The 14,507-nt window shown below is 58.4% G+C and carries 16 protein-coding genes, 1 tRNA gene and 1 pseudogene; 6 read left to right on the top strand and 12 right to left on the bottom strand.

Going from position 1 to position 14,507, the window contains the following annotated elements; translation table 11 throughout:
- Positions 1-45: 45 nt before the first annotated feature.
- From E4T21_RS04785 to amaB, 8 genes are all read right to left on the bottom strand, one after another.
- Complete coding sequence (locus E4T21_RS04785) at positions 46-786, bottom strand: metallophosphoesterase (protein WP_338036115.1); 741 nt, start codon at positions 784-786, stop codon at positions 46-48.
- Between the two features lie 35 nt (positions 787-821).
- Positions 822-1,274, bottom strand: coding sequence for a DUF1249 domain-containing protein (locus tag E4T21_RS04780; protein ID WP_149283947.1), 453 nt, complete (start codon positions 1,272-1,274; stop codon positions 822-824).
- Positions 1,275-1,387: 113 nt separating this feature from the next.
- Positions 1,388-2,014 (bottom strand): NUDIX domain-containing protein, encoded by a 627-nt coding sequence (locus E4T21_RS04775; protein ID WP_149283946.1) that lies wholly within the window; start codon positions 2,012-2,014, stop codon positions 1,388-1,390.
- Between the two features lie 173 nt (positions 2,015-2,187).
- Positions 2,188-2,838 carry a tetratricopeptide repeat protein gene (locus tag E4T21_RS04770; RefSeq protein ID WP_240349292.1) on the bottom strand — a complete coding sequence of 217 codons (651 nt, stop codon included), beginning with the start codon at positions 2,836-2,838 and terminating at the stop codon, positions 2,188-2,190.
- 202 nt (positions 2,839-3,040) lie between these two features.
- Entirely contained in the window at positions 3,041-4,321 is a 1,281-nt protein-coding gene (amaA, locus tag E4T21_RS04765; RefSeq protein ID WP_149283944.1) for an L-pipecolate oxidase, read from the bottom strand.
- Between the two features lie 81 nt (positions 4,322-4,402).
- Positions 4,403-4,705 (bottom strand): DUF8026 family protein, encoded by a 303-nt coding sequence (locus tag E4T21_RS04760; protein ID WP_149283943.1) that lies wholly within the window; start codon positions 4,703-4,705, stop codon positions 4,403-4,405.
- On the bottom strand, positions 4,702-6,180 hold the full coding sequence (locus E4T21_RS04755; protein WP_149283942.1) for a sodium-dependent transporter: 1,479 nt from the start codon (positions 6,178-6,180) through the stop codon (positions 4,702-4,704). The genes E4T21_RS04760 and E4T21_RS04755 overlap by 4 nt, the downstream gene beginning before the upstream one ends.
- Before the next feature lie 78 nt (positions 6,181-6,258).
- A complete protein-coding gene (gene amaB / locus E4T21_RS04750) occupies positions 6,259-7,752 on the bottom strand; it encodes an L-piperidine-6-carboxylate dehydrogenase (protein WP_149283941.1) in 1,494 nt (497 codons plus the stop codon).
- Positions 7,753-7,938: 186 nt separating this feature from the next.
- Between amaB and E4T21_RS04745 the strand changes: the two genes are divergently transcribed.
- Both E4T21_RS04745 and greB read left to right on the top strand, forming a co-directional pair.
- The gene (locus E4T21_RS04745; RefSeq protein ID WP_149283940.1) at positions 7,939-8,916 is read left to right on the top strand and encodes a LysR family transcriptional regulator; all 978 of its coding nucleotides are present in this window, start codon (positions 7,939-7,941) and stop codon (positions 8,914-8,916) included.
- A gap of 104 nt (positions 8,917-9,020) precedes the next feature.
- A complete protein-coding gene (gene greB / locus E4T21_RS04740) occupies positions 9,021-9,578 on the top strand; it encodes a transcription elongation factor GreB (protein ID WP_149283939.1) in 558 nt (185 codons plus the stop codon).
- Positions 9,579-9,595: 17 nt separating this feature from the next.
- Here greB and E4T21_RS04735 read toward each other — a convergent pair whose 3' ends face one another.
- From E4T21_RS04735 to E4T21_RS04725, 3 genes are all read right to left on the bottom strand, one after another.
- A complete protein-coding gene (locus E4T21_RS04735) occupies positions 9,596-10,615 on the bottom strand; it encodes a class I SAM-dependent methyltransferase (protein ID WP_149283938.1) in 1,020 nt (339 codons plus the stop codon).
- Entirely contained in the window at positions 10,612-11,481 is an 870-nt protein-coding gene (locus tag E4T21_RS04730; RefSeq protein ID WP_149283937.1) for a methyltransferase domain-containing protein, read from the bottom strand. Before E4T21_RS04730 ends, E4T21_RS04735 begins: the two co-directional genes overlap by 4 nt.
- A 93-nt stretch (positions 11,482-11,574) precedes the next feature.
- The gene (locus E4T21_RS04725; RefSeq protein ID WP_149283936.1) at positions 11,575-12,489 is read right to left on the bottom strand and encodes a LysR family transcriptional regulator; all 915 of its coding nucleotides are present in this window, start codon (positions 12,487-12,489) and stop codon (positions 11,575-11,577) included.
- A gap of 86 nt (positions 12,490-12,575) precedes the next feature.
- On the opposite strand from E4T21_RS04725, the gene E4T21_RS04720 reads away from it, so the two are divergent.
- The 3 genes from E4T21_RS04720 to E4T21_RS04710 all read left to right on the top strand — a co-directional run bounded on the left by E4T21_RS04720 (position 12,576) and on the right by E4T21_RS04710 (position 13,731).
- Positions 12,576-13,007: a DMT family transporter gene (locus tag E4T21_RS04720; protein WP_149283935.1), complete on the top strand. Its 432-nt coding sequence runs from the start codon at positions 12,576-12,578 to the stop codon at positions 13,005-13,007.
- Between the two features lie 23 nt (positions 13,008-13,030).
- A complete protein-coding gene (locus tag E4T21_RS04715) occupies positions 13,031-13,504 on the top strand; it encodes a DMT family transporter (RefSeq protein WP_187775113.1) in 474 nt (157 codons plus the stop codon).
- 150 nt (positions 13,505-13,654) lie between these two features.
- Positions 13,655-13,731, top strand: a tRNA-Arg gene (locus tag E4T21_RS04710).
- A gap of 127 nt (positions 13,732-13,858) precedes the next feature.
- Here the strand turns inward: E4T21_RS04710 and E4T21_RS21640 are convergent.
- Positions 13,859-13,948 (bottom strand): annotated as a pseudogene (locus E4T21_RS21640) (hypothetical protein); the annotation flags it as partial.
- Between the two features lie 305 nt (positions 13,949-14,253).
- Between E4T21_RS21640 and E4T21_RS04700 the strand changes: the two are divergent.
- On the top strand, positions 14,254-14,463 hold the full coding sequence (locus E4T21_RS04700; protein ID WP_149283934.1) for a hypothetical protein: 210 nt from the start codon (positions 14,254-14,256) through the stop codon (positions 14,461-14,463).
- The last annotated feature ends 44 nt before the right edge of the window (positions 14,464-14,507 follow it).

The raw sequence follows: 14,507 nt of genomic DNA, 5'->3' as shown, positions 1-14,507 counted from the left end.
AATATCTATCTTTTTATATCAAAAATAGCGATATCGACATACCGTTCAGATCTCGACACGCTCCACCCATGTCTGCCAGCTGCCATCGCGACTCAGATCCAGCACTCGATAGCCTGGGCGAGAAGCTTCATCCACAGCGAACTCCACACTACCCGCCAGGAACTGGTCAGAGGTCGAGGGACAGGCGAAAACGTCAATATCACCATGCGGGGCATTGATCTTGCCATGGAAGGCCTGATGCACATGACCACACAGCACCACCTTCACCTGAGGAAAGGCTCCTACCACCTCTTGAAAGGCCTCCTGGTCCACCAGTCCTAGCTCATCGATCCAGACACTGCCTACCTGAACCGGCGGATGGTGCATTACAACGACAGTGGGCCGCTCATCATCAGCCAGAAGCTCACTCAGTGCCGCCAGCTGTTCTTCGCCGACACGCCCCTTCACTTCGCCTTCGATGCGCGTATTGAGCTGCACAATACGCCACGCTGCCGCCCCGATGTCGATCTCGACTTCCCAGTGTTCGACCATCAGCGCTAGATCATCGTGATTGCCAGGAATCCAGTACCACGGGCATTGGAAACGCAGCAGGTTGTCCATGGCCAGGCGATAGGAGCCTTCGCTTTCGTCCTGGCTGAGGTCGCCTGTCACCAGCACCATGTCAGGGCGATCATGCAGCGCCGCATCGACAACCGCAGCCAATTGGCGAGCCGGCAATCCCCGACGGGAAGGTTGCATGGGATCGGCATAAAGATGACAGTCACTGATCTGAACTAGACGTATCAAGGCTCTGCTCACCAGTTATCAAGAGACCCACCCCATCAGGGCAGATGAGACAGGTCCAGGGAAGAATGCCCATGGGTCAGGCCATGGTCCAGCCACTCACCAAGAAACCGATTGAGCTGCAGTTTCTCATCCGGCTGGTGCATATGGGCATTGGGGTAGCGATAGCGCCCATCGAAATGACGCTTGCGCTGAAAGTCGGTCACTTCGGCCATGCGCACATCATGGTACAGATGCACCCGCATGCGTGGTGTATCGAGGATGCCATCCAGAACGCCTCGCTGGGAGACTCGGATGACGCTGGTATATGGTGCCAGCTCTTCCAGGTACAGGCATAGCGCACCAAGATGACGATCACCGCTGAGCAGCTCGACCTCGCGGGTTTCACCGGCATCCAGATCACCCAGCAGCCGCTTCAAGCGCACATAGTTGGCCGTGCACTCGCTCTGGAGCGCCTTCAGGTCGGTGACGTAGGCATTCCGATTTGTCACGTTACCTCCTGTTTATATCAACGACGTACCGCTTCAACGACGTACCATATCCACGATACGCCTTGCTCAATGATGCCCTTATTCAGCGACATCCGTTTTCTGCGACACCCTTATCAACGGCATGCTCGCAAGGATGCCCGATTGGCTGCCAGCCAGTGAAAACCGATCAGGCACATAGCGTTATCGAGTCGTCCATCGCCTAGGAGTTCCCAGGCCAGTTGAAACGGTAGCACATGCACGCGGATATCTTCGTTTTCCTCATCCAGGCCATGAACCCCACCCAGCTCGGAACTATCGACCATACCGCAATATAGCGAGACGCGCTCATCGCAGGCACCGGGACTAGGATAGTAGCTATGCAAAAAGATGAGATCCCTGATTTCACAGCCAGCTTCTTCCAGCGCCTCTCTGCGCGCCACTTCCTCGGGCGATTCTTCCTTGTCGACCAGTCCAGCCACACACTCCAGCTTCCATGGCGAGAGCGGGTCATCAAGTGCTCCGGCACGTATCTGCTCCACCAGCACCACCGCATCCTTCTCAGGATCGTAAAGCATCACCCCGACAGCATCGTGGCGGCGATGCACTTCACGGGAGAATTCACGGCTCCAGCCGCCTTCGAACAGGCGATGCTTCAGAGTCACTTTCTCCAGACGAAAAAAACCCTGGTACAGGCAGTCCCGGGCGATGATATCCACATCATCGGGCGAGAAAGGAGCATCAATACCGGCTGGCTTCGCCATAGAGACCTCTGGAAACGGTTTAGGATCTCCTCATTATCTGGGCGATGCGAGCAAGTTCCAAGGGTCGTCGCGACAACGAATGCTTTCGCGATGCTGGATTCCCGGCAGACAGGGCCCTGTTGCAGAGCCCTCAGCGGGGTTATCAAGAGCCCTCAGCGGGGAAACCAAGGAACCTATAGCGATCCCAGCAGTGTGCGAGCCTCAGCCTGCAGGGCCTGATCCGATGCCTCCCGATCCGGCCGCGGTGCGCCATTGGCCGCTTTTTCTGCATGGCTGCGCGCTTCCTGCTTGCGTCCCTCATCAGCCAGGTAGACCGCATAGTAATAATTCACATCAATACCATCCGGCCGAATCGCCATGGCTTTCTGGAACATCTGCTCGGCCTTTTCATCGTCGCCAAAGGCAACAGGCCAACCGGGCACACGATCATACAAGGCGCCAAGCGTGACATAGGCAGAACCCTGCATGCCGTCAGCATCAAGAGTCACCGCACGCTCCAGCGCGCGACGTGCCGCCTTGGCATCATCCAGGGCACCGAGTCCTCCTTTCTCCCGGGCCAGAGACGCTTGGACGATCCCTTGCCAAACCAGCAGGTCACTGACATTCGGGTTGGCCTGAACCAGCTGAACCGCTTCATCGGCCAGTGTGGTCAAAGTACCTTCGCGTTGAGATGCCGGGGTGGACGTGGTCGCCGTTTCCCAGCGCTGGCGAAGCTGGTCCAGCTCGCTTTCCCAGGCCATGGCCAGGCTGGAAGCCAAGCAGAGAGACGTTGCCAGAACAGTGGCTATACCAATACGAACACGATGTGAAAAAGGGCGAACCATGAGCATCTCCAAGTCATTGTCATTATGGACTCATAAAATGTAACGAACGTTTGAATGATTTTCCGTTCACCTAAAGTCCAAGAGCACTGGAAACCTTATAGTTGAGTGCTCAGCGGCCAGAAACAGTGCATGAATGCAACGAGCGGCAACCGGTTGTCGATTGCCGCTCATGAGCCCTTCTGCGTATCGACAGCATCAACGGTCAGGTCAATACCCGCAGGCATTGTCCCGAATGATAGAGCGTGAAGCCGCATTCATATCCGCAGCTACGCACGGCCTTGCCGAGCACCGGCGTGTGGGGCCGGATGGGAAGTGGCAACAGACTGTCATCCCCACTGAGCAGATAACGAGCAAACCCCTTCCCTACGACAGTTCCCGTTGTCACACCCCGGCCGTTGTAGCCTGTCACGGCCAGAATGCCCGGTGCAGGTTCGAAAAGACGTAATGTGTGCTCAGGGGTGAAAGCAATACGTCCCGTCCAGGTGTACTGCCAGTCGAGCTTACCCAACTGCGGGAAGTAGTGGCACTGAACCCGGTCTGCCCAGTGGCGGATATACGCCATTGGCCGGCCATCGCCACGTCCCAGGCTACCCAGTATCAGTCGCCCTTCGGCATCACGACGTATGCTGCTCAGCACCATACGAGTATCCCAGGCCCCCTGGCGCTCAGGAAGAATCTCCTTCGCCGCATCAGTGTGCAGAGGAGGCGATGCAACTTGAAAGAAATAGCCAGGGAAAAAGTGCTCACGCACCTGGTTCCAGTCATCCTCGGTATATGCATTGGTCGCAAGCACCACTCTCGCGGCACGAATATGGCCGCTATCCGTGCTCACTACCCAGTCTTCTCCCTGGCGCCGCATACCGTTGACCGGACTATGCGTATGCATACGCGCGCCTGCTTGCTTCGCTGCCCTGGCAAGGCCCCGGGTATAGGCCGCAGGGTTCAGTGTCCCCGCCCGCCTATCAAGCAGGGCACGCTGGATGCGCTGAGTTCCGACGCGCTGATGGCATACCTCGCCTTCGAGAAGCTCCACCGGCGCGCCACGCCTCAGGAACTGCTCGGCCCTCCGGGCCAGCTCCTGTTCACCCTTGGCGTTATGTGCCAAGTGCAATGTGCCTGTACGCGTTGCCTGACAGTCGATCGCATGGCGTTCGATGAGGGCAAAGACCTCCGCTGGCGCATTGCCAAGCAAGGTGTTGGCACGCTCGCCATCCTCTTCTCCCAGGGTCTCGACGATATCGTCGGGAGGAATCCACATCCCTGCATTGACCAGGCCAACGTTACGTCCCGAGCCCCCACTCGGGATATCCCCGGCCTCGACCACAACGACGTCGCTACCCGCCTCGGCCAGATGCAGCGCCGTGCTGAGCCCCGTGATCCCACCACCGATCACGGCCACCTCGGCACAACATTCGCCTTGCAGCGGCTGCAGAGACAGAGGGGCCTCTGGCGAGCTGTCATACCAAAGACAACGGTCCTTCATGGCAACTCCTGCATTCACAGGCTGACCAAGCGCTGACTTCCACCTCACACTATCGAGATATTTCATGGCAGCATTCCATGCTTATTGACGCTCGGCCCCGATACTCGGCCATGGGTAGAAATGCCGGGCATTGTTCTGCATTGCCTGGCGCTGGCATTCAAGCAGTTCGCGCATTTCCCGAGCCTCGTCACCATCCGGATGACGGGCCAGCCAGTCCTCGATATCTCTCTGGGCGGCAGGCGAGAATGGCTCGAAGTCGCCCTGCTCCTTGAGCAATGTCAGCTTGCGATCTTCCTGACGCATCGAGTAGATCATCGCCAGCGTGGCGACACCCCATAGCGCCAGCATGGAAGACACCATGACGACAATAGCGGAAAAGCTCATGACAACCGTCCTCCAGCGACATGTTGGGAATCCTGGCCCTCAAGGCGGCGCTTCATGACGCCCATGCACAGAGGGATCATCAGCATCAGGACAAACAGGCCACTCAGCGTTTTCAGCGGTGCCTCGCCAAGGTTGCTATAGAGGAAATACGCCATGATGCCGAGCATGATGAGAGGAATCTGGTAACGCACCGTTGCCTCCCAGGCACTGGGAATATAGAGATCTGATCCACGGTTCAGACTCAAGATACGCAACCGGTTGGCGTCGAACTTCCAGCCGATGGTGATCATGATGATGAAGGTCGCCAGCGGCAGCCCCCAGTTGCCCAGCACGAAGTCCAGATAACCCAGGATGTCGGCATTGATGGCACTGGGAATGCCCAGCAGCCAGATAAGGCCGCAGATCATCAGCACAGCCCGGGAACGGGGGATGTTGCGCTCCTCCTTGCAGGTCGTGACCCCGACTTCGGTAATCGCCAGTGCCGTGGTCAGGTTGGCAAAGAAGAAACCCGCGAAAAACAGCAACGCCCAGACATAACCGCCGGTCATGCTGCCGAAGGCGCTGGCCAGGGCAACGAATGCCAATTCTGGGCCCGACGTCGGAGAAATACCGAAAGCAAACACGATGGGAAAGACAGCAAAGACGGCCAGCAACCCAAAGCTGGTATTGCCCACCGCCGTGAAGAGGCCACCACCCAGCGGAATATCATCGTTGCGTCCCAGGTAGCTGCCATAGGTCAGGGCAATGCCCCAACCCAGGCCTGTGGAAAACAGCGCCTGACCCAGTGCCGCCAGCCAGGTCTGCCCGCGGGCCAGATATTCCCAGTTTGGTGAGAAACTGAATTCGAGCCCTGCCATGGCCCCCGGTAGCGTCAAACCGCGGATGGCGATGGCGATCAGTGCAATCGTCAGGATCGGCATCATCCATTTGGCCATGCGCTCGATGCCGCCTTTGATGCCCAGCAGAAGAATGCCGGTGACCATCAGCATGGCAATCGTGTGCATGCCGATATTGAGTACCTTGTTGTGGCTGAACGATTGCCACAGGGCCGCGGTATCGAAGCCGGTCTGCGTGAAGGTGCCAATCAATGCATGGTAGGCATAGTAGATCGACCAGCCGACCACGGAGGAGTAATACGACATCAACACGATGTTGAAGACCAGAATCACCAGGCCCAGCCCCACCATGCGGTTATTGCCATAGACCTTGCGAAAGGTACCGATCAGCCCCTGGCGGGTATAACGCCCAAGGGCGGTTTCCCCCATCAAGCCTGGAACGGCTATCAGGTAGAGCAGCACGAAATAGGCGATCAGAAAGGCTCCGCCTCCGTTCTCCCCGGTGACATAGGGCATGCGCCAGATATTACCCGCGCCCACCATGGCACCGATGATGGCCATCAGGTAACCGAAACGGCTACCCCATTGTTCTCGCGATATTGTGGTTGATGTATTTGTTGCTGTATTTGTTATTGTCATCGTATGCCTCCGTGACACCTGTTCAGGAAACACGTGCAAGACCGCCACACAGCCAGTGGCAGGTGGCGGCTCTCATCCTCAATCGAACTTGATACCTTGCGCCAGCGGCAGCTCACGGGAATAGTTCACGGTGTTGGTCTGCCGACGCATGTAGCTTTTCCAGACGTCCGAGCCAGACTCACGACCGCCGCCGGTTTCCTTCTCGCCACCGAAGGCCCCGCCGATCTCGGCACCACTGGGGCCGATATTGACGTTGGCAATGCCACAGTCGCTGCCCAGGTCGGAAATGAAGGCTTCGGCTTCACGCACATCGGTGCTGAAGACACAGGAAGACAGCCCCTGGGGTACGTCATTGTTCAGCGCGACAGCCTCAGCGAAATCGCGATAGCTGAGCACGTACAGAATGGGCGCGAAGGTCTCGTTCTTGACCAGCGCATTCTGGCTCTCGACTTCGACAATGGCCGGGGACACATAGAAACCATCGGGATAGCGATCGGCCAGTTGGCGTTCTCCGCCAAAGACCTTGGCGCCTTGCTGACGGGCCGAGTCCAGCACGGACAGCATCTGGTCATAGGCCTGGGCATCGATCAGCGGGCCAATCAGGTGGCCGTCCATGGGATTGCCGATGCTGACGCCGGCATATGCCTTCTTCAGCCGTTCGACCACTTCGTCACGTACCGACTCATGCACGATCAAGCGGCGCAGGGTCGTGCAACGCTGACCAGCCGTACCAACGGCAGAGAACAGAATGGCACGCACCGCCATGTCCAGATCGGCGCTGGGCGCCAGGATCATGGCATTGTTGCCCCCGAGTTCGAGAATGCTGCGCCCGAAGCGTGCCGCGACACGCGGGGCAACTTCACGTCCCATGCGGGTACTGCCGGTTGCACTGATCAGAGGAATGCGAGGATCGTCGACCAAGCGTTCGCCGGCCTCGCGATCACCGATGACGACCTGACTGAGATCGGCTGGAGCCTCATCACCGAACTCCGCCATGGCACGCTCCAGCAAGGACTGGCAGGCCAGCGCACACAGCGGGGTTTTCTCGGAAGGCTTCCACACCAGGCTGTTGCCGCAGACCAGCGCCAGGGCAGCATTCCACGCCCAGGGTGCCACCGGGAAATTGAAGGCCGTGATCAGGCCGATCGGCCCAAGCGGATGCCAGCTTTCACGCATATGATGGCCCGGCCGCTCGGAAGCGATGGTCAGACCGTAGAGCTGACGCGACTGGCCCACGGCAAGATCGCAGATATCGATCATTTCCTGCACTTCGCCCAGGCCTTCCTGAAGGATCTTGCCGCACTCCAGGGTCACCAGGGCGCCAAGGTCTTCCTTGTGCCGGCGTAGCTGTTCACCGAACAGGCGAACCAGTTCGCCACGGCGCGGAGCCGGAACCTGACGCCATGCTTCAAAGGCGCTCTGCGCGCGGGCAATGCGCGCAGCGACCTGCTCGCCATTCTCCAGTTGAACGCGACCGATCTCGCGACCGTCAGTGGGCGACATCACGGCATAGTCGCCGCCTCGATAGAGGGACTCGGCCACACCGAGACGCTGCATGATGGAATCGATCATTATGGCTCCTGCGGATGATTCGAATGGATGCACGATTCAAATGGATACGCGATTCATTTGGATACGCGATTCATTTGGATACACAACGTCCGCAGTATTGCGTTGGCCCTTGATCTATCTCAAACGACGTTTTATACCAACATCATTCCTTTTTTTCTTGCACCGACCTCGACCAGGAATTAGCGCATGAATAGCCGCCATATCCCTACTCTGACCGCCATGCGCTGTTTCGAAGCCTCGGTGCGACATCTGAGTTTCACCCGCGCCGCGGAAGAGCTGAGCCTGACCCAGAGCGCGGTCAGCAAGCAGGTGGCTCAGCTTGAATCGATTCTTGAGCAGCCCCTGTTTCGCCGGGTACGCAAGCGCCTTCAGGTCACCCCGGAGGGATCGCTGTACTTGACCGAAGTACGCAAGATACTGGCTCAGGTCGAGATGTCGACGCGCTACATGCAGTCCTATGGCGGCCAGAGCGAAGTGCTCAATATCACCACCTTGCCCACCTTCGGGGCGCGCTGGCTGATTCCGCGTCTCAACGGTTTCCGCTTTCGCCATCCCAATGTCTACCTGAACATCAGCAACCGGGTAGAACCTTTCGACCTGGAACAAGAACGCATCGATGTGGCTTTTTTCTTTGGCCATGGCACCTGGCCCCGGGCCGAGTGCATCAAGCTGCTGGATGAAGACGTCGTGCCGGTCTGTTCGCCGTTGGTGATTCCCGATGAGGGCATTGATGACCCATTGGCACTGACACGTCTGGTGCTGTTGCAGAACTCGACGCGCCCCGAAGCCTGGCATGACTGGTTCGAAGCCCAGAACTGCTACACCTCGCATAGCTATCATGGGCCCCGCTTCGATACCTTCTACATGGCCATGCAGGCCGCCAGGGCTGGATGCGGTGTTGCCCTGGTCCCGCGCTTTCTGGCCGAGGAAGAACTGCAGTCAGGACAACTGGTGATTCCGTGGTCCTTTTCGCTGCTCAGCAGCAGCGCCTATTACCTGGCCTACCCCGAGCACAAAGGCGCAGTAGGCAAGGTCAAGGGCTTCATCGAATGGGTGCTCGAACATCTAGAAGACCTGGAGAACTCCGAGCAATGCCGACACGGAGCACCAGCCGTAAAAGACAAGGATGAGGAAGCAAGTTCAGTCTTTTTTGGAATGCATTAACCTGTTCTTTTGCTTGCAGGTCGCCGTACTGTCTTGGAGCGCCCCTCTTGTCTTCAGGGAGGCGCCAAGGCAATCTCAACGGCCTGAGAATTTCGAGGTATGTCATGAAAGGCCGCAATATGACCCGCTGGCGCGACCCTGCCAAGGACCCGCGCCAGGAACCCAAGAGCAACCTGATCACCCTGGAAGGTGCCCAGCGCCTGCGCGGCATCCTCGACCACCTGTCGCGGGTAAAGCGCCCGGCATTGTCAGCCAAGGTCGGCGAAGCCGCTGCCTTGGGCGACCGTAGCGAGAATGCGGATTACACCTACAACAAGAAAGAACTCAATCGGGTCATCGCACGCATCCGCTACCTGACCAAGCGCCTCGATGAGTTGCAGGTCGTGGACCGTCTCCCGGCCAACACTGACAAGGTATATTTCGGTGCCTTCGTGACGCTGGAAGACGAACAGGGCGAAGAAATGCACATTCGTATCGTCGGCCACGATGAGACAGACACCACCAGGCACTGGATCAGTGTGGATGCTCCATTGGCCAAGGCATTGCTGGGCAAGTCACTGGATGACGAAGTGACGGTAGCTGCCCCCGGCGGCGAACAGACCTGGTTGATCAGCGAGATTCACTATCGCCTGCCGGGGGCTGATGCGGAGACTGATGCCTGACCTGACCAGGCGTCAGGTTATCGGCGGGTCGCGGCATACACCCGGAACCGCCCATTATCGGCAAGCACTTCGAAGCCACCGAAAGCGCGCTCCAGAGGTTCTGCATAAGGCAGAAAGGCATTGGCCACCAGGACCAGGCGCCCACCGGGCTTGAGATGCTCGGGGGCCTGCTGGATCAGCCGTGCTGCAGGCCCATAATCGATGGCGCGTTCGAGGTGGAATGGCGGGTTGCTGATGATGGCATCGAAACGCTTCCCCTCCTGTGCGGTCTCTCCCTTCAGCGCCGAATAGACATCGCTTTCCAGCACTTCCCCAGCCAGCTCATTCGCCCTGAGGGTGCGTCGCGTGGCTTCTACCGCAAAGGTACTGACATCCACCGCCGTGACATCGCGTCCTTCCCGAGCCATCCAGGCCGCCAGAATGCCGTCACCACAACCCATGTCCAGCACTTCGCCCGCAGGTAACTGGGCGGGCAACTGTTCCAGCAGCAGCAAGGTTCCTTCATCCAGCTTGCCGTGGCCGAACACACCCGGATGGCTGGCCAGGGTCAGCCCTTCCGCGATGCCCTCCGCGGTAAACTGCGTCCATACCGCTTCCGGCGGCAGCGCCAGTCGCGCCGTGCGCGTCTCGAACAAGGTGCAGCGTCGGGCGCTATCGACCTTGCGGCACCCCAGACCTAGTGCAGCCAGCACCTTGAGCACACGCTTGATGCCCCCCTGATGCTCACCGATCAGTTGCAGAAGTGTGCCTTCCGGCAAGTTGGCACATAACCACAGCAACCACCATTCTCCCAGTGCATGTGCCTTGGGCCAGAACAGCACAGCACCGGGACCTTGCAGCGAGGAATCCTCCACAAACGGTGATACCGCCTCGCGGCCCCGCGCCTGCCAGGCCTGTCTCACGGCCAGGTCAGCACTGATCAAACGGCCTTCACCTCCTTCCAGCCAGGCATCGCGAGGCGGAGCCACCCACCACCAGCCGCGATAGTCCGCATCTTGACGCTCCAATAGCTGGCATACCGGGGTCTCGGCGCTCATCGCGGGTTCTCCTGTGGTGATAGTGGTTGTGATGACTGCTCTCCTGATACTGCCTCTGCCGCGGAGGGGCGGCTGAAGGTGTACAGCAGATAACGCCCCAGACGCCAATGTGGCTCACTGCGGCAATATTGATGCTCCAGCTCGACCAGATGCTTGAGTTCCTGCTCGCTCTGCGGAGGGCGGCGCAGGTAGTCATGGAAAACGCGAATGCCTGCGACACCTTCAAAGTGCAACCCGAGCTCGGCGCTCCAGTCCATCACCTGGTCATGGATCAACGGAGAGATCGGTGTCAGCCGCTGACGCTCGCCCTTGCCTTCCAGGCGATCCGCCAGTGCCTTTTCCAGATTGCCCTTGACCACATTGGACATGCGCAGAGCATCACGGTTGAACACCATCAACGACAGCTGACCGCCCGGCGCTACCAGAGAGGCCAGATGAGCCAGCCCTTCGCGAGGATTCCCCAGCCACTCCAGCACGGCATGGCATATCACCAGCGCCCAGGGTCCCGGCGCCTGCTGAACCAGTTCCTGCAATGGCGCATGTACAAAGCTGGCCGACTCGCCCTCACCCACCACTTGGCGTGCCCGCGCCAGCATTTCCTCCGCAGGCTCCGCCAACGTTACATGATGGCCACGTTGCAGGAACCAGCACGCCTGCTGCCCGAGACCCGCCCCGACATCCAGCACCGGCTGGCCATGCAGGTCGAGCATCTCCGGCAACAAGCGATCCAGCAGCGATAGACGCAGCTCACCACGCAGATGGCCGTAAAGGGACGCAGAGAACTTGTCGGCCAGGCCATCGAAGTGGCGATCACCACGCGCTGACAGAAAGGATGAAGGGACAAGCGGAGAAGAAGAGTCAGACATGCAGGAACAGATCAGAGGGAATGGATGAGCGCATTCTACCGAGGAATGCGCGCGGCGGCATCCGCATCACGCAAGCCCGAGCCCAAGCCCCTACTATCCGTTGGAGTGTTGAGCAAACAGGTAATCGACAAAGGCCCCCACCTTGGGAGAACGCAGCCGGTTCTCCGGGAAGATGAGATGAATACCGTCGATGCGAGGCTGATTGGCAGCCTGCCAATCTTCCAGCACAGGGACCAATCCTCCATCATTCAATGCATCCTGCAGCAGCCATGTGGGAAAGAGCACCACACCTTGGTCACTGATGGCAGCTTCAATCAGACTCTCGGCATTGTTGCTGCGCAGGTTGCCATGCACCTCGATGGCCTGGAATGACTCGTGGTCTTCGCGACGTACGTACCAGGGCTGTTTCCCCCGCGTCCCCTTGTAGACCAGACAATTATGATGGCCCAGGTCTTCAGGCTGCGTGGGCACGCCGTGGCGGGCCAGATAGCCGGGTGAAGCAGCAATCACAAAACGTTGCCAAGACAGCTCTCGTGCCACCAGGCTGGAGTCCTCCAAGGCGCCGATGCGCACCACCACATCTGCCCCTTCCTGCACCGGATCGACAAACGCATCGGTCAGGGTCAGTTCGATTTCCAGTTCAGGGTATCTGGACTGAAAGGCTTCCAACAGTGGAGCAATGTGCTTGCGGCCATATGCCACCGGCGCATTGATCCGCAATATGCCCCGGGGCACGCTCGCCGTTCCGGAGACTTCGTCGGTAGCCATATCCAGCAGTGCCAGTGCCTCGCTGACCTGGCTCAGATAACGCTCGCCCGCCTCTGTCAGCCTTACGGCTCGAGAATGTCGATACAACAGGCGCTGGCCCAGCGCCTGCTCCAGTGCAGAGATGCGACGTGACACCGAGGATGGCGGGAGGTCGAAATCGTACGCGGCCTCAGTGAAGCTGCCGGAATGGGCCACTCGAATAAAAAGCCGCAGTGACAGCAGTTGCACATCGTTGCCCATAGGACAATGAACCTTTGTCAATTCACTGGATTGTGCCTATTACAGCATAAAACTAAGGTGTCGGCTTTCCTCAAGCGGAGGCGGACATGCCGCAACTCACGATCTTGCTGCTAGTGCTTTGCGCTGGCATGGGCCTATCGGTCGAAGCCGGCCTGCTAGGCCCGTTGGGTGAACAGGTTGGTCACCTGTCGGCAACCTTATCCATCTTTTTGGTGGGGGCTCTGTTGTTGTCGCTGGCCATGGTATTCGTTGGCCGTGCGCCAATCTCTACCCTGTTCAATCAACCACGCTGGCTACTGACTGGAGGCCTGCTTGGGCCAATCTACGTCGTCGTGCTGACTGTCACCACGCCGCTGGTCGGCGTCGGCATGACGATGGTGGGCATTCTGTGTGGCCAGGTCGCCGCCAGCCTGGTGATCGATCACTTCGGCTGGCTGGGCAGCGAACGGCGAGCAGTCGACAGCTATCGGATCGGTGCCCTGGTCCTGATTCTCGCTGCGCTGTGGCTCATCTACTGAACCTTACATCCAAGGAGATTCCAGTGCTTCTCACCCTGATATATCCGCTTCTGCTGCTAGGCGGAGCCGTGCTCGCCGCTCAGTCATCCATCAATGGCCGCCTCGGTTCCACTGTCGGTGTACTAGCCAGTGCCTGGCTCACCTTCTCGATGGGTGCCGTCGTGACCTTTCTGCTGGTGTTCTTCTTTGAACCGCATCACGAGGCCACCCTGTTCAGCGTGCCCAAGTGGCAGTTGACTGGTGCATTGTTTGGTGTGGTCTATATGCTCGCCATTGTATTTGCCATTCCCCGCGTCGGTACCGCTGCGGCCACTGTCGCCGTCATCTCGGGGCAGATGCTGATGAGCCTGATGATCGATCACTTCGGCTGGCTGGGTAATACTCGCCTGCCACTGGATAGCTCACGCATGATAGCCATCGTCCTGCTGGCCGGTGCGCTATGCCTGATCTATGCGAGCAATGCGCGCCGTGAACGTCTGGTAGCGCACAGCACTTGACGCGAATCCTGCCGTCGCGCTGTCTCCGCATGCCTGATTCGCGTTCATTGCCCATGCATCATGGTATCGCGACGGAATACCATCAATTCAAACACTTTCCACAACATGGGTTTATCTTGACGAGTCAGATGCTTATAATGCGCGACTCGCGCCCTCTTAGCTCAGCTGGATAGAGCGGCCCCCTCCTAAGGGGCAGGTCATAGGTTCGAATCCTATAGAGGGCGCCATTCCGGCTTTAGACACTGTCTCCACCTCCCCTCCCTTTCGAGTCGTCACATCAGAGCCAGCGTGACCATTTCGTGCAGGAACAAGGTTGTCCACAGCCCTCCGCAAAGCATCAGGATGAAGGTGTGCATATCGCTCTGTCTGCTTTACTGACGAGTGTCCAAGCATGTCGCGAACCTTCATCAGCTCGATTCCTGACATCACCATCCAGCTCGCCAAAGTGTGTCACTGATCATGCTGACAGAAGTCCTCTATTCCGGCCGCCCGTTTGGCCGAGGTAAATGACTTCTTCATGTCCTTGATCATCTCGCCCTTCCAGTTGCAAAACGCCCCTTCATAAAGCCAATCCAAAGGCAACGTGATGAAAGCAAGGCAAGGCGATGAACCCAGAGCTCACTACCTCTCGTTACGGTTATTTACGCCCTTCTAACATGTCATGACGGCTGACACAGAGGATTCCATTAGAATCTAAAGATATCGGATCACAACCTGCGATGTGACGAGGGAATCTAATGGAGGGAACAATGACAGAATCGACGATTCGTACACTAAGCCCAGAGGAACTGGACGCGGTTGCTGGTGGCCTTATTAGCCTTGGTGGCAATGGCTTCGAGCTGACCCCTAATGACTATGTAATAGACTTGGATTTGCTGGGCGAAAACGGGCTGGTGAGCGGCTTGCTGGGTGAGCTCTTGGTGGAGAACAGCATACTGCAGAACCTGCTAGGCGGTTAGGGCATTTAACGCGGCTTATGCTGGGAACCCCCTTGTCATCAAGG

Origin of the sequence: Halomonas binhaiensis (assembly GCF_008329985.2) — a bacterium.
GTDB classification, from domain to species: domain Bacteria; phylum Pseudomonadota; class Gammaproteobacteria; order Pseudomonadales; family Halomonadaceae; genus Halomonas; species Halomonas binhaiensis.
Note: the sequence above shows the minus strand (reverse complement) of the source record. Positions and strands in the feature narration are given on the sequence as shown.

Bases quoted from the DNA above. Each gene is read 5' to 3' on its own strand.
- E4T21_RS04775 (WP_149283946.1), bottom strand. From the start codon at position 2,014: ATGGCGAAGCCAGCCGGTATTGATGCTCCTTTCTCGCCCGATGATGTG.
- E4T21_RS04770 (WP_240349292.1), bottom strand. From the start codon at position 2,838: ATGGTTCGCCCTTTTTCACATCGTGTTCGTATTGGTATAGCCACTGTT.
- amaA (WP_149283944.1), bottom strand. From the start codon at position 4,321: ATGAAGGACCGTTGTCTTTGGTATGACAGCTCGCCAGAGGCCCCTCTG.
- E4T21_RS04760 (WP_149283943.1), bottom strand. From the start codon at position 4,705: ATGAGCTTTTCCGCTATTGTCGTCATGGTGTCTTCCATGCTGGCGCTA.
- E4T21_RS04755 (WP_149283942.1), bottom strand. From the start codon at position 6,180: ATGACAATAACAAATACAGCAACAAATACATCAACCACAATATCGCGA.
- amaB (WP_149283941.1), bottom strand. From the start codon at position 7,752: ATGATCGATTCCATCATGCAGCGTCTCGGTGTGGCCGAGTCCCTCTAT.
- E4T21_RS04745 (WP_149283940.1), top strand. From the start codon at position 7,939: ATGAATAGCCGCCATATCCCTACTCTGACCGCCATGCGCTGTTTCGAA.
- greB (WP_149283939.1), top strand. From the start codon at position 9,021: ATGAAAGGCCGCAATATGACCCGCTGGCGCGACCCTGCCAAGGACCCG.
- E4T21_RS04735 (WP_149283938.1), bottom strand. From the start codon at position 10,615: ATGAGCGCCGAGACCCCGGTATGCCAGCTATTGGAGCGTCAAGATGCG.
- E4T21_RS04730 (WP_149283937.1), bottom strand. From the start codon at position 11,481: ATGTCTGACTCTTCTTCTCCGCTTGTCCCTTCATCCTTTCTGTCAGCG.
- E4T21_RS04725 (WP_149283936.1), bottom strand. From the start codon at position 12,489: ATGGGCAACGATGTGCAACTGCTGTCACTGCGGCTTTTTATTCGAGTG.
- E4T21_RS04720 (WP_149283935.1), top strand. From the start codon at position 12,576: ATGCCGCAACTCACGATCTTGCTGCTAGTGCTTTGCGCTGGCATGGGC.
- E4T21_RS04700 (WP_149283934.1), top strand. From the start codon at position 14,254: ATGACAGAATCGACGATTCGTACACTAAGCCCAGAGGAACTGGACGCG.